Source organism: Ignavibacteriota bacterium (assembly GCA_016716225.1).
Taxonomy (GTDB): Bacteria; Bacteroidota; Ignavibacteria; order Ignavibacteriales; family Melioribacteraceae.
In genome coordinates, this window is the sequence record JADJWT010000001.1 from 1,826,980 (window position 1) to 1,846,383 (window position 19,404).

The 19,404-nt window shown below is 29.4% G+C and carries 14 protein-coding genes; 9 read left to right on the top strand and 5 right to left on the bottom strand.

The features are described from left to right. The first annotated feature begins 15 nt into the window (after positions 1–15). The 7 genes from IPM32_07910 (at position 16) to IPM32_07940 (ending at position 10,229) form a co-directional block, all read left to right on the top strand. Positions 16–2,742, top strand: coding sequence for a hypothetical protein (locus IPM32_07910; GenBank protein ID MBK8945181.1), 2,727 nt, complete (start codon positions 16–18; stop codon positions 2,740–2,742). 18 nt (positions 2,743–2,760) lie between these two features. Further along, positions 2,761–3,756, top strand: coding sequence for a PorV/PorQ family protein (locus IPM32_07915; protein MBK8945182.1), 996 nt, complete (start codon positions 2,761–2,763; stop codon positions 3,754–3,756). Between the two features lie 2 nt (positions 3,757–3,758). Then, positions 3,759–5,801 (top strand): Type 1 glutamine amidotransferase-like domain-containing protein, encoded by a 2,043-nt coding sequence (locus IPM32_07920; protein MBK8945183.1) that lies wholly within the window; start codon positions 3,759–3,761, stop codon positions 5,799–5,801. Continuing rightward, the gene (locus IPM32_07925; GenBank protein ID MBK8945184.1) at positions 5,798–7,330 is read left to right on the top strand and encodes a hypothetical protein; all 1,533 of its coding nucleotides are present in this window, start codon (positions 5,798–5,800) and stop codon (positions 7,328–7,330) included. Before IPM32_07920 ends, IPM32_07925 begins: the two co-directional genes overlap by 4 nt. A gap of 125 nt (positions 7,331–7,455) precedes the next feature. Beyond that, positions 7,456–8,601 carry a saccharopine dehydrogenase NADP-binding domain-containing protein gene (locus tag IPM32_07930; protein MBK8945185.1) on the top strand — a complete coding sequence of 382 codons (1,146 nt, stop codon included), beginning with the start codon at positions 7,456–7,458 and terminating at the stop codon, positions 8,599–8,601. Positions 8,602–8,682: 81 nt separating this feature from the next. Further along, positions 8,683–9,486: an alpha/beta hydrolase gene (locus IPM32_07935; GenBank protein MBK8945186.1), complete on the top strand. Its 804-nt coding sequence runs from the start codon at positions 8,683–8,685 to the stop codon at positions 9,484–9,486. Between the two features lie 47 nt (positions 9,487–9,533). After that, the gene (locus IPM32_07940) at positions 9,534–10,229 is read left to right on the top strand and encodes a hypothetical protein (protein MBK8945187.1); all 696 of its coding nucleotides are present in this window, start codon (positions 9,534–9,536) and stop codon (positions 10,227–10,229) included. Positions 10,230–10,308: 79 nt separating this feature from the next. Here the strand turns inward: IPM32_07940 and IPM32_07945 are convergent, their stop codons facing one another. The 4 genes from IPM32_07945 to IPM32_07960 all read right to left on the bottom strand — a co-directional run bounded on the left by IPM32_07945 (position 10,309) and on the right by IPM32_07960 (position 14,887). Beyond that, positions 10,309–13,086, bottom strand: a complete 2,778-nt coding sequence (locus IPM32_07945) for an insulinase family protein (protein ID MBK8945188.1) — start codon at positions 13,084–13,086, stop codon at positions 10,309–10,311. Between the two features lie 111 nt (positions 13,087–13,197). Continuing rightward, positions 13,198–13,752 carry a PepSY-associated TM helix domain-containing protein gene (locus tag IPM32_07950; GenBank protein MBK8945189.1) on the bottom strand — a complete coding sequence of 185 codons (555 nt, stop codon included), beginning with the start codon at positions 13,750–13,752 and terminating at the stop codon, positions 13,198–13,200. Between the two features lie 128 nt (positions 13,753–13,880). Continuing rightward, positions 13,881–14,144, bottom strand: a complete 264-nt coding sequence (locus tag IPM32_07955; GenBank protein MBK8945190.1) for a tetratricopeptide repeat protein — start codon at positions 14,142–14,144, stop codon at positions 13,881–13,883. A 281-nt stretch (positions 14,145–14,425) separates the two neighbouring features. Beyond that, on the bottom strand, positions 14,426–14,887 hold the full coding sequence (locus IPM32_07960; protein MBK8945191.1) for a DUF4920 domain-containing protein: 462 nt from the start codon (positions 14,885–14,887) through the stop codon (positions 14,426–14,428). A gap of 73 nt (positions 14,888–14,960) precedes the next feature. On the opposite strand from IPM32_07960, the gene IPM32_07965 reads away from it, so the two are divergent. Continuing rightward, positions 14,961–16,001: an LD-carboxypeptidase gene (locus tag IPM32_07965; GenBank protein ID MBK8945192.1), complete on the top strand. Its 1,041-nt coding sequence runs from the start codon at positions 14,961–14,963 to the stop codon at positions 15,999–16,001. A gap of 3 nt (positions 16,002–16,004) precedes the next feature. After that, complete coding sequence (priA, locus tag IPM32_07970) at positions 16,005–18,470, top strand: primosomal protein N' (GenBank protein MBK8945193.1); 2,466 nt, start codon at positions 16,005–16,007, stop codon at positions 18,468–18,470. Between the two features lie 105 nt (positions 18,471–18,575). Here the strand turns inward: priA and IPM32_07975 are convergent, their stop codons facing one another. Further along, positions 18,576–19,394, bottom strand: a complete 819-nt coding sequence (locus tag IPM32_07975) for a YIP1 family protein (GenBank protein MBK8945194.1) — start codon at positions 19,392–19,394, stop codon at positions 18,576–18,578. Positions 19,395–19,404: the final 10 nt, after the last annotated feature.

A 19,404-nucleotide genomic window follows, 5' to 3' on the forward strand; every position in this document is an offset into this window, starting at 1 on the left:
ATGGGACAAACTTACATGAGAAATTATCTTTTAATATTTTTCTTAATAATTGCTACAACATTATTTTCTCAAGATAAAAAAGGTAAACTTGAAAATGTTGAAACAAAAATTAAGAAAACTTCTCGGATTGAAGATAGGGCTGCCGGTATTCATAATGCAAGCAATATTGGTTTATTTTTTGAGAATAGAGGAAAACTTTATCCAAGAAGTATCACTCAAGGTCCATCCGGAGAATTTCCAATCAATAGTGCAAAACATTATATCTATCGAGTAAATCAATTTGTTGGAATTCCAGGGAATGTTGTTCAATCAAGATATACCGATAATGAAGAATGGGAAGCTGCAAACGGATATCATAATAGTGATACTGCACGTGTTGCAATGAGCGATGATCCAAATTCATGGAATGAAGATTTAGGCTGGCCGGTTAAAAATTTAAATGGTGAAAATATAATTCTTTCTGATCAAGACAGTTATTGTGTTTTTAATGATAGCAACAATACTGTTGGAATTATTGGAATTCAAATAGCACAAACTGGATATGCATTTGGGACGAAGTTTGCGAAAAATATTTTATTCTTTAAATATGAATTAACAAACACATGTAACAAGAAACTTGAAAATCTTTATTTCGGACTTTATAACGATATTGATATTGGAGATGCGAGCGGCGGAATTGCTGAATACAAAGACGATAGGCTTGATTTTATCAAAGAGAAAAATTTGCTTTACTTTTTTGATGATGGGGCAACAACAGAATGGACAGATGGCAAAACCGGATTTTTCGGAGTTACACTTCTTAAGACTCCGCAAGTAAATGGGGTTGAATTAGGAATTACAGATATGCATTACAGTTTATATGATGATGATTTGGATATCGATTCTATTCAATATGGTATTTTGTCATCAAGCGAGAGTTTATATAATTCATCATTAGGAAATAGATATTTCCATTTGGGCAATAATTCGAATTTACATTATGATGATCCCAAAACGATTCCAGCTTCCGGTTTGGATTTAGTTGGATATTTATCTTCCGGTCCATATAATTTGGATGTAAATGATACACTTGTATTTTACACAGCTTTTGTAGCTGGCGATGATTATGAAGAATTAATTAAATATACGGATGTTGCAAAAAATGCAGTTGAAGTAAATTTCAATCTTCCTAAACCTCCTACCAGACCTCAGCTCTCGGCATCTGAAGGAGATTTTAAAACAAGTTTATATTGGAATGATGAAAGTGAATTAAGCTTTGATGAATTTTCAGGTTATGATTTTGAAGGATATCGTTTATATAGAAGTAACGATAAAGGAATAAATTGGAAACTGATTGCAGATTTTGATCAAATAAATTCAATTGGAAAAAATACCGGATTACAATACAATTATATTGATTCGACAATCGTAAATGGTTTTGAATATTGGTATTCAATTACTGCATACGATCAAGGAAATGATGTAGTGGAAAGTTTGGAAAGTCCGATTGGAAATACACTTGATGCAATAAATACAGTTTCGGTTACACCGCGTTCTGAAGCAATCGGTAGACAAGTTGTTGCAATTAATGATATTACAAATCTTAATACTGGCAATACAAATTATGAATTGAATGCATTTGTAATTGATAATGATAATTTGCAAAACAATGAATATAAGACAACATTTAACTTTATCCCGCGAATTGAAAAAGGTGATCTTACAACAAATATTTCCATTTCAATTACTGATTCAAATGATACGAAACCTTATAAATATTCCATCGCATTTACTTCTTCGAATACTTTTGATTTAAGAAATGTTACATTAAATGAAGATATTAGAACTGGATATAATTACCCGGCTGGCGGAAGAGTATTAAATATTTCCGGTGATGGTTTAAGAATTAGTATGCTAGATAATTCAACAACCGAATCAAAATATTTGCCTGAAGATGGCGATGTAATTACAATAAATTATGCAATGAATGTTACAAGAAATAATGTTGAAAAATTAATAAAAAATCGACCCCATAATTTAAACCAAACACAAACAACTCCTGATGGAGTTTCACTAAAATTGAATCCTCCAAATTCAATTAAAAGTGTTTCAAGAATTGGCGGAAATGATAACATTGAATTAACTTTTGTGGTTGAATATCCGGATTCAGTATTGGATAAAATATATGTCATTTCAATTGATGGAAGCGGAACAAAATCTGGTAATAATTATGTTTTAATTTCTGTTAGCGGAACTCAAATATTATCTGATACTTTATTTAATGAAGACAATTTTAATTTTGACGGAATTACCGGAACAATAACTTTTGATGGACTACCATCAAATAATAATAAATTTTCTGTTGAAACTATAAAACCAATTCTACCTAATATTAAAGATTCGTTTTCATTTAGAGTAAAAGGTTCGGAAGTTGACACAAAAATTATTGAAGAAAATATTTCAAAAATTCGAGTTGTTCCAAATCCATATGTAGCTTCATCATTATACGAAATAGAATATGGCGAGTTAAGAAAAGAGCCATTACGACAAATTCAATTTATTAATCTTCCTCAAGAATGTACAATTTATATTTTCACAGTTGATGCTGATTTGGTTAAAACCATAAATCATAATGCACCAAATGGAACAGAAGTTTGGGATTTAAGATCCGAAGGAGGCAGAGAAATTGCAGCGGGAATTTATTTATATGTAGTAAAAACAAAAACAACAGAATATAAAGAACGATTTGCAGTAATTAAATAATTAGGAATGGAGAAATAAATGAAAAAACTGCTTCTGATTATATGCTTATTGATTTCTGCGAATTTGATATTTGCACAAAATCCAAACCTCGGAACATCTGGAGCACAATTTCTGCAAATACCGGTTGGAGCAAGAGCTGAAGCAATGGGGGGAGCGGTTATCGGAATTACAAATGATGCTTCATCTGTATTTTGGAATCCCGCCGGAATTGCAAAAATCAATAATGTTCAAGCTCATTTTTCATATATGAATTGGTTTGATCTTTTTGATTTTAATGCGGCTTCATTAATTTCGAATATAGAAAATGTTGGAACTTTTGGCGCTTCAATAATTGTTTTCAGTACGGATAAAATGGAAATTACAACTGAAGAAGAACCAAATGGAACCGGAAGATTTTTTGATGGAGGTGATGCTGCAATTGCTTTATCATATGCAAGAAATTTAACAGATCGTTTTGCAGTTGGTTTATCAATAAAATATATTTCTCAAAGAATTTGGAATGAAAGTGCAGAAACTTTTGCATTTGATATTGGGACACAATATTCTTTGGATTTTCAAAATTTAGTAATTGCAATGAGTATGACAAATTTTGGTCCGGATACCAAATTTGATGGAACCGATCTTGATTTTATTTATAGAAAAGATGATAACTATCCTCTCAGTAGATTTGTGCCAAGCCGATTAACAACCGATGATTTTCCATTGCCGTTAAATTTTCAAATCGGAATAGGTTTTGATATTATAAAATATGATTTTGTAAAAATGATTGGCGCAATTGATGTAACACATCCGAATGATAATAAAGAACGTGCGCATTTCGGAACTGAACTTTCAATCTTTGATAGAGTTTTTTTACGAGGCGGGTATAAATATAATTATAGTGATCAAGATTTTACATTTGGTGCCGGTGCAAATATAATTTTTGAAAATACATCTGTAAATTTTGATTACTCATATTCACTTTATGATATTCTTCCGAGTGTTCATAGAATTTCAATTGGACTTGGTTTTTAAAATTGTTACATAACTTTTTAAAAACAATTTTAATATTCATACTATTTCATAATTCAATTTATTCACAAGGATATATTTGTGCAATTGGTGGTGGTTCTGAAGAATATAATGATTGGAGCGACAAACCATATTCGTGGATTGTTGAAAAATCAAATTTTGGAAAAGTAATTGTACTTTCTGTAAATGACGAAACGAATTGGATCCCTAACTATTTCATTTCATTTGGAGCCGACACATCCTATAATTTGCGTATCAACTCTAAAAGCAAGGCTAATCAGCAAAGCTTATTTGATGAAATTATTTCCGCAAACGGAATTTTTTTAAAAGGTGGAGATCAATGGGATTATGTTCGTTTGTGGAAAGGTACTAAAGTTGATTCTGCAATAAATTACGTCTTTCAAAATGGAGGAGTAATAGCTGGAACAAGCGCTGGATCTGCTGTGCTAGGAGAATCTGATTTTAGTGCAAAAAATGGAACAGTTTATTCTGATGAAGCTCTTCAAAATCCCTTTAACGATTTTATGCAGTTTGAAACGTCTTTTTTAAATCTTGTAAATGGAGTTATTTTTGATTCTCACTTAACTGAAAGAGCAAGGCAAGGAAGATTATTTACATTTCTCTTTAATAATTTTTTCAGTGGTAAAGATTTGCTGGGTATTGGAATTGATGACCGCACTGCGCTTGGTATTTCTCCAAATAGAATTGCAGAAGTTTTTGGAAGTGGTTCAGTTATCTTTGTTACAAAAGATGAACAATCAAAATATTTTCAATACGATAGCACATTAACAATTGAAAATTTACGTGCTGATTTACTTATTGATGGCTGGAAGTTCAATATTGATAAGCGTAGAATAGAAACTATTCCAAATTCTGCAAAAGAAATATCGATGCAAAGTGATAATGATATTATTGGATATAAAATAATATTAATTAGCGGAAATGAAATTAACCAAAATGTTAAAAAAAATATTTTATCTGAATCTCAAGAATTATTAAATAAAAACATTTTAATTATATCAAATAATGGATTTTCAGAAAATTCGGAGATAGTAAATAATTTTTTAGATTCTTGCGGATTTATATCAACTACAATTTACATCTCAGAAGATGAATTAAAATCAAATATATTTGCTGACAAAATTAATGAAGCGCAAGTTTTTATTTTTTACGGAGATTCCCTAGAATTATTAAGCAAGTTAGGAAACACAGAATATTTAGTTTCTGAAGCATTTCAAAATTCAGTGAAACAAAACAAAACCCTTATGTTTATTGGTGATTGCGGGAAAATTGTTTCAGAACAATTTGTTGATTATGAAATAGATGATATTTATGCTTCGTATTATGGAAGAATGAATTTGAAACAAGGATTAAATTTAACAAATGATTTTGTTTACCAACCTTCAATTTTTGTTGATAGTGATTATTTTGAAAACAATATGAGTGCGGTGTTTTTCAATCAAATGAGAAATAAAAAAAAGTATGGAATTTATGTTGATGGAAACGATAAAGTTACTTTAGATTTTGTGCATTCCAATTTATCCGGAAATTGTAAAACTCCGTTTATTATTATTGATGCAACCGAAACGACATATATTGATTCTTCAAAATATAAAGCTGTATCAAATGCTGGAACAAGGCAAATTGTTGCAATGAATAATTTGAGAATATCTTTAACAAACAATTCTAGTTTTCAATATTCAATGATAAATAGAAACTTCGGGATAATTAATTCTATAAAAGTTAATGATGAAATTCATACCAAAAATATTTTTACTTTGAAACAAAATTATCCTAATCCGTTTAATCCAAACACAACAATAAATTATTCAATTCCAAATGTAGGCTCAGACTTAAGTCTGAGCAATGCAACACTGAAAGTTTATGATATTTTAGGAAGAGAAGTTGCAGAATTGGTAAACCAAAAACAAAATTCCGGATATTATAAAATTCAATTTGATGGAAGTAATTTTCCAAGCGGTATATATTTTTATACGTTACGCATAAATAATATTTCTATAACAAAATCAATGGTTTTGCTAAAATGAAATCATATTATTTTTTATTTGCACTTTTCATATCTACAATATTTTATTCACAAAATCATATTACTCCATTGGAAAAATCAAATTATGAAAAATTTACTAACTATTCTGAACTTGTTAATTTTATTGGGGTAATTGACAATTCAAGTGATTTGGTTGAAGCAAAAATTATTGGTCAATCGGTTGAAAAACTTAATTTACATTGTTTGTTTTTTTCAAAAGACAAATTTGGTGAAGACGAATCAAAACTTAAAGTCATGTTCTTTGCTCAACAACATGGCAATGAACAATCCGGAAAAGAAAGCGCACTAAAATTAATTTTAGAATTATTAAAACCAGAAAATATTTATCTTTTTGAAAAAATTGACTTAGCGCTTATTCCTCAAGTAAATCCGGATGGCTCTGAAAAAAATCAGAGAAGAAATGCAAACAATGCTGATTTAAACAGAAATCATTTAATTCTAACTGAGCCAGAAACTATTGCATTACATAATTTATTCAATGAATATTTATTTGACGTAACACTTGATGTTCATGAATATTATCCTTTTGGAGAAGAATGGGAAACTTTTGGTTACAGAAGAAATTTTGATGAACAATATGGGAGCAATACAAATATTAATGTTTCTCAAGAAATTAGAAATATGTCAAATAATTCTTTCGTTCCTTTTATTAAAAATTATTTGAATGAAAGAAATTTTTCATTTAATATTTACTCGCCTGGTGGTCCACCGGAAAAGGATTATATTAGATATAGTACTTTCGATATTAACGATGGTCGTCAATCATTTGGAATTCAAAATACATTTTCATTTATTCTTGAAGGAATAAACGGAATTGATTATTCGGTCAGTAAAATTCAGAGAAGATCAGAAGGACAAATGCAAGGAATGCTAGGACTACTTAAATATTTATACAATAATAATTTGCAAATAATTGAATTAGTAAAAAATGAAAGATTGAAATTACTTAATCCAAAAGAGGATGAAAAAATTGCAATTCAGTTAGATCATTTTAATAATGGAAGTAAACTGGAACTTCATTTGCTTTCGCTTAAGACAAATACTGATACAACTTTTTATGTAAATAATTTTAAGCCGGAAGTTCGATCAATTTATGATGTTGTAAAACCGCAAGGTTATTTAATACATAAAGATTCTGTTGAATTAGTTGCTTGGTTAAATCGGCATAAAATAACTCATAAAATTTATGAAATAATGAATGATGATTTAATTGAAGAATATTCCATTCAAGATATTGATTCAATTGACTTTGAAGGAGATATAATTGTAAATCCAATTGTTGATGGAGGTTTTATAAGCAGAAAAATTATACCGGAAAATTATTATTTTATTCCCACAAATCAATTACTTGGTAATTTGATAGTAAATGCATTAGAACCAAAATCAATGCTGGGATTAGTTACTTATAAGAAATATGAACATTTATTGAAAAGGAAAAACACTTTTCCTATTTTACGACTAATTAGAAAAACTAAAAATAATTGTACAAATTTAAATCACAATGAATAAAATATTTTTTGGATTCAAAAATTATTTTTCTGCAATTGCATTTCTCAATCGCTTCAGCGGACTCTAATCCCTTCTGAGATATTTTAAAATTATTAAGCAATTTATTCAAAATTATTCTCGGAGAAATTAATATGAAAGTGTTAGTATTAGGAAGTGGATTAGTCGGCAGACCAATGGCAATTGATCTTTCAAAGGACAAAGAATTTGATGTGACGATTGCTGATATAAATAAAAATAATCTTAACAGAATTCCAAATGAATTTGCGATAGAGAAAAAAGAAATTGATATATCTGATAAAAATAAACTTAAAATTCTTCTTGAAAATTCTGATATTGTGTTAAATGCTGTCCCCGGTTTTATGGGATTTGAAACTCTAAAAGAAATTATAAAATCTGGTAAAAATGTTGTGGATATTGCATTTTCGCCGGAAGATACTTCTGAACTTGATAAATTAGCAAAAGAAAATAATGTAACTGCAATTGTTGATTGCGGTGTTGCACCGGGAATGAGTAATTTATTGGCAGGTTATGTAAATTCAATTTTGGATGAAACAGAAACAATTCTAATATACGTCGGCGGGTTGCCGGTAATTCGAGATTATCCTTTTGAATATAAAGCGCCGTTTTCTCCAATCGATGTTATTGAAGAATATACGCGTCCGGCAAGATATGTTGAAAATGGAAAACTTGTAGTTCGTCCCGCACTTTCTGATCCGGAGTTAATTAATTTTCCGGAAGTTGGAACACTTGAAGCTTTTAACAGTGATGGATTAAGGTCATTAGCATTCACTTTAAAAGTTCCGAATATGAAAGAGAAAACTTTAAGATATTTGGGACATATTGAAAAAATGAAAATATTTCGTGAAGCCGGATTTTTTAGTTATGATGAAATTGAAGTTAGAGGAATGAAAATTAGACCGATTGATTTCACTTCAAAATTATTATTTCCAATGTGGGAATTAAAAAATACTGATTTAGAATTTACATTAATGAAAGTAATCATCGAGGGAAAAAAGGAGAACAAAAATTTAAGATATACTTATTATTTGCTTGATAAATACGATGAAAAAACAAATACGCATTCAATGGCAAGGACAACCGGTTATACTGCAACAACTGCAATTAGAATGCTTGCAAAGGGATTATTTGATAGAAAAGGTGTTTGTCCGCCCGAATTTATTGGTCAAAACCAAAAGTGTGTAGATTTTATGTTAAGCGGATTAAAAGAAAGAGGCGTAATTTATAATCAAACAATTGAAGAATTAAAATAATTTTTTTTTCAAAATTTATTTATTTTGAATTGAGTTATTAACTTTAAACAACTAGAAATAGAACAATCATAAAAAAATGTAATGTTGGATAACCTCAATTCATATATAATTAATTCTGATGAAATCATTGGGGAGATTGAATATATTCACGAATTTTACAGCGTTCATTTAAAAAATGAACGCGATATTATAATTTGGCTCCCTCCATCATATCATTCAAGCATTAAAAAATATCCCGTTTTATATATACAAGACGGACAAAATTTATTTGATCCTAAAACTTCTTACATTGGCTACGATTGGAAAGTTGACGAAGTATTAACAAAATTAATTCATCATAAATTAATTGAAGAAATTATTGTTGTTGGAATTTATAATCACAAAGATAGATTGGAAGAATATAATTACTTTACGGAAAAAGGAAAAAAGTACGCAAGTTTTTTAATCAAAGAATTAAAATCATTTATCGATGAAAATTATCGCACGATTCCACTTTCATCAAAAACAGCAATAATGGGCTCATCTTTAGGCGGATTAATTTCATTTCAACTTTTTTGGAATTTCCCGAAAATATTTGGCAAAGCCGCATGTTTATCAAATTCATTTTGGATTGATAACGGTGAAGTTTTTAATATGGTGAAAAATATTTCAACAAATATTAATGACAAAACAAAATTATATATTGATTGTGGAAGTGAAGAAAAAGAATTAGTCGGCGATTTTATAAAAATGTCTGAATTCTTGATAGAAAATAATTTTAATGATCCGTCAAAAATCAAAATATATTTGGATGAAGGAAGTAAACACACAGAAAGTGATTGGGCAAAGAGATTACACATTCCGTTGCAATTTTTATTTGGGAAAACAACTATTAATTTACCTTGATATCAACATTCAATAATAATTAAATTTCTTAAAAAAATAATATCAAAATGAAAAATTTATTCATTTCATTTATTTTAATATTTCTAATAACTTCATGTGCAATTTCCAAATTTGTTTCAAAAGAAAGTATTTCAAAAATTATAATAAAAGATGCAGAGAATTGGTCAATTGAAGAATGTGATAAAATCTTAAATTATTATTCGTGTAGCAATATGGAAGCTCCAATTTTGAATGTAAATCCAAAAGTAAAAATTAAAGTTTTGCTATTAAATATAAATAGCGTGAAAGCTATTGCCAGAAAAGAAGTAATTGAGAAAAGACTTTTAGAAAACGAATATTTTCAAATTCTAAGTAATTATTTAAATGAGTTTACAAATTTTTCTTACGATGAAAAATTGAAAAAAATAGTTGAGAATAATTCTGATTCATTAAAAGGATTTTCATTTAAAATGTATTTTGAAAATATGAGTTCACCTTTTGAGCCAATATTTTTAGAAGATGGATACTCATATTTTTTTCTTGAAAACATGAATGGAAATTTTAGCAGAATTACAAATGTAAAAGGTCTTTTTGTTGAGGAATATTTTCAACTTGACGGATATTTAAATGCAATAATTACATTTTCGCAATTTGATCAAAACGGCAAACGAATTTTTAATTCTAGTGATTTGAATGAGGATTATAAAATTGTATTTAATGGATTTCAATCAAACCCGATTAACATTTCTTGGAAAGTGTTGTAGGATAAAAATATTCGTTTTAAAAATTAATTAACCCCAAAAAGTAGAGACGCAAAATTTTACGTCTCTACATATAATGTATTTAATTATTAATTTTTGATGTTTCCGTTTTTTCCGGCTTTTTCAATTCTTGTTCAATAACATTTCCGTCAGTATCAATAAGTTTTATTTCCATACCTAATTGTTTTAATCCTTCTTCAACTTGTGCTTTATCACCAACAACAACCCAATCAATTTTATCTGGATTTATTACTTTCTCAGCAGCCTTATTAATATCATTCAAATTCAAAGCATTCATTTTATCGGCATAAGTTGAAAAATAATCTTCAGGATATCCATATTGAACCATTTCTGCAAGTGAACCGGCAATTGCACCGCCTGTTTCCCAGCTTCCGGGTAAACTTAAAGTTTCGTTAAGTTTTATTTTATTTAATTCATCTTCGGTAGCTGGTTTAACACCAAGAATTCCGTTTAATTCTTTTTTAACTTCATCAACGGATTCTTTTGTTTTATCAGATTGAACCATTGCAAAAACTAAAAATGGGCGTTGACCTTTTGCACCAAGCAAAATACTTTGTGATCCGTATGACCAATGTTTATCTTCGCGTAAATTCATATTAATTCTTGAAGTGAAAGATCCGCCGAGTATTGTATTCATTGCTTCAAGCGCAATATTATCTTTGTCTGATTTTGGAGGAGCTGCATGTCCAGCTAAAATAATTGATTGTTGTGAACCGGGTCTATCCATTAAATAAATTGTAGATTTTTCTTTTAATCCAACTTGAGAAATATTCTTTTTTGGAACTTCAGATTTTTCCCAATTTTCAAATAGATCTTCTAATTTATTTTTAACTTCATCCATTGTAATATCACCAACAACAACCAATGTTGAATTATTTGGTCTTATCCAAGTTTGATGGAATTTTTCTAAATCAGCTTTGGATATTTTTGCAACGGATTCTTCATATCCCGAACCGGTAAACGGCAAACCGTAAGCATGATCTTTTCCATAAATATATTGTGGAAAAACTCGCAATGCCATTTGTATTGGAGTTGCTTTTTCTCTCTGAATTCTTGAAAAAGTTTCTTTTTTCAATCTATCCAATTCATTTTCCGGAAAGGAAGGATTTAACAAAACATCTGCAAAAAGATTTAATGACTTATCTAAATTTGACTTAAGAGATGAGAGCGAAATTGTTGAAATATCCAAATTTGAAAATGTATTTAAATTTGCTCCCAACATTGCTAATTCTTCGCTTATTTGTAATGATGTTTTAGATTTAGTTCCTTCTTGCATCATTGATAATGCTAGTGAAGCTGTTCCCGGTAATGCAAATTGATCGGAAGAATAACCAGCATCAACAATCATTCTGAAATTTACAACCGGAATAGCATTGCTTTGTGCTAACATTATATTTAATCCGTTTGATAATGTTGCTTTTTGGATTTCTGGAAATTTTGCAGCTGGTGGAGTTCCAGTTTCCGGTAATTTTGATCTATCAGCACCAATAGGAGCTTCTGCATATTGCGGAAAAGGATGAACTTCTAAAATATTTACTCCATCAGAAAGCCATTTTACTGCGGAATATTGTAAATCTTTAATCGTTGCCGATGATGCAACTTTTAGTTTTTCTTTGTAAAAATCTGGTGAGCCGCCAAAAACTTGAGACTGAGCAAGAATATCAGACTTTCCGCCAAATCCGCCAATTCTTTCAATTCCTCTAACAAAATTTGCAATGTGTTGAGTTTTAACTCTTTCCAATTCTTTTTGAGTTGGACCTTCTTTTAAAAATTTTGCAAGTTCTTCATCGATTGCTTTTTCAACTATTGCTAAATCAATTCCTGGTTTTGCAGTTGCAGTAATATTAAATTGACTTGCAATTTCTCCCGGACTATAACTCGCATTTACTTCTGTTGCAATTTGTTCATCATAAACTAATCTTTTAAACAATCTTGAAACTTTTCCAGAAGCAAGAACATCGCTAACCAAATCTAAATAAACCAATTCTTGATTTTTCCATTCGGGAATATTCCATGTTTTGTAAATTCTTGCCTGTGGAACTCTGTCTTGTGCAATTTGTCTTTTTGTTCCTTCCATTTTAGCTACCCAAGCCTCATGTTTTTTAATTGGTGGACCGGAAGGAATATCACCAAAATATTTTTCAACTTTTGCTTTTGCATCTGCTGCTGTTATATCTCCGGCAACTACTAAAACTGCGTTTGCAGCACAGTAATAAGTTTTAAACCATTCGTGAACATCTTCTAAACTTGCGGCATCCAAATCTTCCATTGAGCCGATTACAGTCCAAGAATATGGATGACCTTTGGGAAATGTATTATGTTGGATCATTTCAAAAGCAATTGCGTAAGGCTGATTTTCACCTTGGCGTTTTTCATTTTGAACAACACCGCGCTGTTCATCAAGTTTAGCTTGAGTAACGGCTCCAAGTAAATGTCCCATTCTGTCGGATTCCATCCAAAGCGCTAAATCAACTGCGGAAGTTGGAACATTTTGAAAATAATTTGTGCGGTCTTCGTTTGTGGTTCCATTTAAATCTGTTGCCCCAACTCTTTCCAAAGCTTGAAAATAATCGTCATCAAAATTTTCACTTCCGTTAAACATCAAGTGTTCAAATAAATGTGCAAAACCGGTTTTCTCGTCTTTTTCATTTTTTGATCCGACATGATACCAAACATTTACAGCAACAATTGGAGCTTTATGATCTTCGTGAACAATTAGTGTTAAACCATTATCCAACACAAATTTTTCGTATTTGATGTCAATATCTTCAACTTTTTGGGCAAAAATTGCCAATGAAAAAAACATCAAGAAAAACCCAACTGATTTTAATTTCTTCATATTTCCTCTTTTTTTAGTTTCGTGAATTACTAAAATTTAATAATAATTTAATTTTATTGATATGTAATAATTTGACGGAATGATTTAGCTAAAGTTTCATGCAAAAATTTTTCAATAATATAGAATTAGAAAAATTATTGGGATTAAAATTCCAAGTAATGCAAACCATTTTCCTCGTCCGGAAAATCCCAATTTACCTTTAATCATTAACAAACCGGTTACGGCGAGAAAAATTAATGCAATTGCAAAAAGATCTGCAATCCAAGTCCATAATTTTTTTGGATGATTTAAATGAAGAAAATTTGTCTCGCGAATTATTGTTCGGCTTTCCACTTTTTCTAAAACTGCAATTTTTGTTCTGATATTTGCGGAAAGAGTTTTATTCTGATAAAAAATATCAATTGAATTTGGGCTTGAGCGAAATGAACTTTTTATGCTGTCTTTTATCGAAAAATATTCGGTTAAATTTTTTGTAAGTTTTTCTGTAGAAAATGTTGAATCAATTTTTGAAGAAATTACCAATGTATCTTTTGAAATACTGTAATTCGGATTCCAATCACTAACATGATTAACTGCTATTCCGGAAATTGAATAAATTATTATTAAACCAAATGCAACGTAACCAATATCTCTGTGTAAACTACGGATAAGTTTTCGGATTTTCATCAAATAAACTTGAATATTTCAGAATTTTGATGAAAAAGATAATCAATTTAGCTCGAATTTTTCCTTAAAATTTTACAATAAAATTTTAAAAATATCCCAGAAAAATAATACAAATAAAATTTACACAATTAAATCAAAGTGTAATTAACTTTATTTGCATCAAGTTTTTCCGAAATTTGAAAATCCATTTTTGCTCCTTCAATATCACCCAAATTCATTTTTATGCTTGCTCTGTTAAAATAAGATACAAAATTCTTTGGATCGGTTTCAATTGCCTTGTTAAAATATTGAAGTGCCTCAATGTAATTTCCCAAATCGGCTTTTTCAACGCCATCAACATTAAATTCGAGAAACTCAGTTTTCGAAATGTTTTTATTGGATCTTTTTTTCATGTTTTCTCCTTTTAATTTTTTAGATAAAAAGAGCAAAACCGGTATCAATATAGGAATGAAACAATATTAAATGTGATTGTATATTAGTAAAATATTACAATCTTTTCAAGAGAAATATTAGAACTTTTTTATAATTGTTCTAATTATAACAAGTTATAAAATGGAACACTGTAGCTTTTGATTATTTGATAGTGAAAAAAAATGAGACCCTGGATGAATAAAAAATCCCAAATGAAATTTGGGATTTTAAATTTTGAAAATCAGTAGGGATATGGAGAAATTTATTTAATAACTGCACCTAATCCTTTGATTTGGTATACTTTTTTTGTGGTTTTTTCATGTTCACATTTGTGATTTTCATCTTTCTTTTTTTCATCGGCACAATCTCCGCCGCATCCTTCACCTTCAACAACAATTGAGTAAACTTCACCTTCCACTAACGCTTTTTTTCCCTTTGCTTCCATTGGAAAAACAATTTCGCCGTCGTTAACTTTTACGCGCATCGTTTCAAATTCTTTATCACTACTCAAATTTATCCAGCAACCCCTTTTCTCACAAACTTCAACAACATTTCCTTCAACTAAAACTTTTTTACCAATAAAACTTTCTGGATTTTCCATAATTTTTGAAATTGGAGTTTTATCATTTAACGATATTTCCTTTCCATATTTTTTTGCATCATCCGCATTAATTGTTAAAGTTGATAGAACAAAAACCGTAATCAATACAATAATTTTCTTCATTTTTACATTCCCGTTAATTTTGAAAAATTTATTATGTAACTTAGTTTTGGCAAAAGTAAAATTCAAGGTTATTATGCGATTTTTTAAAAGTTCATTGCAAATATTTTTTTCTACAATTTTATTTTTCGGCGGATGTAAATCACTTGAAACACCAAATTCCGAAAACTTTTTTCATCAAAAGTTAAAAGCAAATAAATTAAAATTTGGAGATACAATTGGACTAATTTCTCCGGCAAGTTATATAAATGATAAGCAGTTGAACGAAGCAATTTATAATTTGGAAAATCTTGGATTTAAAATAAAATACAATCCAGCGATAAAAGATAAATATGGATATTTAGCCGGAAGCGATTCAACTCGCGCGAAAGATTTTAATAAAATGATTTTAGATAAAGAAGTTAAAGCAATTGTTGCTGTTCGCGGAGGTTACGGTTGCGCAAGAATGTTGCAATTTATTAATTATGAAGCGATTAAAAAAAATCCTAAAATAATTGTTGGCTACAGCGATATTACTTCTTTACTTTATGCAATTTATAAAAAAACCGGATTAGTTTGTTTTCACGGACCGGTTGGAACTTCCACTTTTAATGACTATTCATTGGATCATTTAAAAAATATTTTGCTTGAACCAAAAGAAAATTATAAAATGAAAAATTCTTATTCCGATGAAAATCAAATCGAAATTATAAATAATGGAATTTGCGAAGGAGAATTAGTTGGCGGAAATTTATCAATTGTAGTTTCAATGATTGGAACCGAATATGATATTGACACAAAAGGTAAAATTATTTTTTTGGAAGAAATTGGCGAAGAACCATACAGAATTGATAGAATGTTAACTCAAATGAAACAAAGTGGGAAATTTAAAAATTGCGCGGGAATTGCTCTGGGAGTTTTTAAAAATTGTGATGTAAAAAAAGAAGATCCCGAATTTGAAAATTCGTTATCGCTTCAACAAGTTTTTAAAGATGTTTTAGGCGATTTGAAAATTCCCATTATTTATGGTTTATCTTTTGGTCACATCGAGAATAAATTTACTTTACCTTTTGGAGTAAAAGCCAGTTTAAATACTTTCGATAAAAGTTTAACATTGTTAGAAAAATCAGTCGAGTAAAATTTGTTTGCAGAAGTAGTTTTTCCTTTGCCATTCAGAAATTCATTCACTTATTCAATTCCAGAAGAATTTGATGAAAATATTCAAATTGGAGTAAGAATAGTTGCGCCTTTTGGAAAAAGGACTTTAACCGGTTTTGTAGTTAAAATAAAATCTGCTTCCGATGTAAAAGAAAAAATAAAACCAATTAAAGATGTTTTGGATAATCAACCGATCTTCAGTGAAAATTCTTTGAAATTTTATGAGTGGATTTCCGAGTATTATTTGTGTTCGCTTGGTGAAGCGCTAAAAAACTCAGTTCCATATGGATTAGAAGTTGAATCGAAAAAAACAATTATTTCTGATAGGGAATTTTGTGAAGAATTGTTTACAAAAGAAAAAAATCAAAAAAGTACAAAATCCATTTTATTGCAGATACTTTCTGAAAAAGAAATTACCAAAATCGGATATCTTCAAAAGGAATTAAAGAAAAAAAATATTTATTCACTACTCAAAACTTTGGAGAAAAACGGAGCAGTTACAATTTTAGATGAAATTGAAGGATCTAAGGTAAAAATTAAAAAAGTGAAATTTGTAAAACTCCAGAAAAGTGTAGATGAAGTTTATGAATTAATTCCCGGAATTGAAAAAAAATCTGAAAAACAAATTGTAATTCTTCTCGAATTATTGAACAATAATGAAAATGAAATTCAGCAAAGTGAATTGTTAAAGAAAACAAATTCAAATCAATCGTCAATAAATTCGCTTGAGAAAAAAGGAATTATAAAAGTTTTTGATAAAGAAATTGAAAGAGTTTATTCTGAAAATTATTCCGAAGTAAAACCAAGATTTGAATTAACTGAAAATCAAAAGAATATTATAGAAAAAGTTTCTGATGATATTATTCAACAAAAATTTAAAACATATTTATTGCACGGAGTTACCGGATCCGGCAAAACTCAAGTCTATATTGAGTTAGCGAAGCAAACCAGAAAAATTGGAAAAAATGTTCTAATACTTGTTCCGGAAATTTCTTTAACTCCTCAAATTACTTCTCGCTTTTTTAATACTTTTGGAAATGAAATTACAGTTATGCATAGCCGAATGTCGCTTGGAGAAAGATATGATTCGTGGCGTGGAATTATTAAAGGAAAATATAAAATAATAATTGGTGCGCGTTCCGCAGTTTTTGCTCCTTTAGAAAATATTGGATTGATAATTGTTGATGAAGAACATGATCAAAGTTATAAGCAATATGATTTAATACCAAAATATAACGGAAGAGATGCTGCAATTATTAGAAGCATGTTAGTAAATGCGCCGGTTTTATTGGGCTCGGCAACGCCATCAATTGAAAGTATGTTTAATTCAAAAAATGGAAAATATGAATTATTGGAATTGCCTCAAAGAGTTGATAATGCAAAACTTCCTAAAATTAAATTAGTTGATATTACTTTAGAAAAGAAAAAAAATAGAGTTATTGGAGTTTTTTCCAAAACACTTTTGGAAGCTGTTGATACGCGATTAAAGAAAAAAGAGCAAATAATTATTCTGCAAAACAGAAGAGGATTTGCAACTCAAGCATACTGCGATGATTGCGGAACAATAGAAATGTGCGATAATTGTTCGGTCTCTATGGTTTATCACATAAATAAAAATGTGATGAAATGCCATTATTGCGGCGCTGTAAAACAATCTCCCAAAGCTTGCAGATTTTGCGGTTCAATAAATATGAAATATTTTGGAACCGGAACACAAAGAGTGGAAGACGAAATTTCTTATCATTTTCCAAATGCAAAAATTGAGAGAATTGATTCCGATACAATTGCGCAAAAAGGAAAGTTGGGAATAATCTTAAACAATTTTAGAAAAGGTGAAATTGATATTTTAGTCGGAACACAAATTGTTTCAAAAGGAATGGATTTTTCGAATGTAACTTTAGTCGGAGTAATTTCTGCGGAAACATCATTGTGGCTTCCAGATTTTAGAGCCGATGAAAGAACGTTTCAATTGTTAACACAAGTTGCCGGAAGATCCGGAAGAAGTAAAGAAGAAGGCGAAGTAATTATTCAAACTCAGAATTATAAAAATTTTGTTCTTCAAAAAGTTTTAGAAAACAATTACCAATCATTTTACGAAAATGAAATTTTGTTGCGACAGCAGAATTTTTATCCGCCGTTTTCTAGAATTGCAATTGTTGAAATTAAAAATGAAGATGAACAGAAAGCGAAACAAGCTGCATTTGATTTTAATAAACGATTAATGAAGTTTAGCGATAAATTAATTATTCTTCCGCCGAATGAAGCAGTAATTGCAAAAATAAAAGGAATTTTTAGATATCAAATTATGATAAAAAGTTTGCGTAAATCAGATCCCAATGGAAAAATTTTGCGAAATGCTTTGATGAATGCTTTTGTTGATTATAATCAAAAATCCAGATTTAGAGATGTAAAATTATATTTTGATATTGATCCGCAAAGTGTGGTATGAAGAAAATTAAAAATTAAATGTAGCCGCAGACTTCAGTCTGCGTATAAAAAATAAAAACATCCCAAGTTTCACACAAATTGCAAAACTTAGGATGTTTTTGAAATATTATAATCCGAAGAATTTTAAGAATGGAACTGCTTGAACAACAAAATACATTATTAAACTAAATCCCAGCCAAAGTCCAAAAACTCCAATAAAATATTTTGTAGTGTTTTCTGCTTTAAATAATTTTGCATATGCAATACTCAAAACAGCATAAAACCAAATTGAGAAAATATCTAATTTATGTGTAAGCCAACCGAGCATAGAATCTTTTTCAATGTTCATAAAACTGCCAACACTTGTATCCATAAACATTTTTCCCATTGCAATTGCTGCAATTATCATAACAATTACTTGTAATACAATTATGTAATGAGGCAAGCCATAAGCTAACATTGATGCTTTATAATCACCTTCACCCTTTAATCCAAATTTTACTAATAATAAAAAGACACCAGCAATAATAAAAAATGAAATAAATGTAATTACTGTTATTCCAATTGAAGAAAAAATTAATTGTGTACTTCCGCCTTTTTCCATTTGTTCTTGAATTGCATCAAGCTGTTGATCAGCTTGCTCTTGTGTCATTTGTCCCTTATCAACTGCTTCTTGAAAATTCTTCTCAAATTGTGCCATTTGTTTTTCTACAATATCTGATTTTACTTCCGGATTATTCATCATAATAAAATTTGAGGCGATTGCAACAATTATTACCAACACCAGCGGTATAAGCCAATCAACAGTTTTGAAAGGTAAATTTGCTAATTTCTGAAATAAATTTGAAGGTTCAGATAAAACACCGATCATTTTATCGGTAAATCCAAGTTCTTCAATTTCAACAATTTCATCAATTTGATGTTCTTGATTATTTAATTCATCCATAATTTTATTC

Bases quoted from the DNA above. Each gene is read 5' to 3' on its own strand.
- IPM32_07945 (MBK8945188.1), bottom strand. From the start codon at position 13,086: ATGAAGAAATTAAAATCAGTTGGGTTTTTCTTGATGTTTTTTTCATTG.
- IPM32_07910 (MBK8945181.1), top strand. From the start codon at position 16: ATGAGAAATTATCTTTTAATATTTTTCTTAATAATTGCTACAACATTA.
- IPM32_07925 (MBK8945184.1), top strand. From the start codon at position 5,798: ATGAAATCATATTATTTTTTATTTGCACTTTTCATATCTACAATATTT.
- IPM32_07915 (MBK8945182.1), top strand. From the start codon at position 2,761: ATGAAAAAACTGCTTCTGATTATATGCTTATTGATTTCTGCGAATTTG.
- IPM32_07955 (MBK8945190.1), bottom strand. From the start codon at position 14,144: ATGAAAAAAAGATCCAATAAAAACATTTCGAAAACTGAGTTTCTCGAA.
- IPM32_07965 (MBK8945192.1), top strand. From the start codon at position 14,961: ATGCGATTTTTTAAAAGTTCATTGCAAATATTTTTTTCTACAATTTTA.
- IPM32_07950 (MBK8945189.1), bottom strand. From the start codon at position 13,752: ATGAAAATCCGAAAACTTATCCGTAGTTTACACAGAGATATTGGTTAC.
- IPM32_07940 (MBK8945187.1), top strand. From the start codon at position 9,534: ATGAAAAATTTATTCATTTCATTTATTTTAATATTTCTAATAACTTCA.
- IPM32_07935 (MBK8945186.1), top strand. From the start codon at position 8,683: ATGTTGGATAACCTCAATTCATATATAATTAATTCTGATGAAATCATT.
- IPM32_07960 (MBK8945191.1), bottom strand. From the start codon at position 14,887: ATGAAGAAAATTATTGTATTGATTACGGTTTTTGTTCTATCAACTTTA.
- IPM32_07975 (MBK8945194.1), bottom strand. From the start codon at position 19,394: ATGGATGAATTAAATAATCAAGAACATCAAATTGATGAAATTGTTGAA.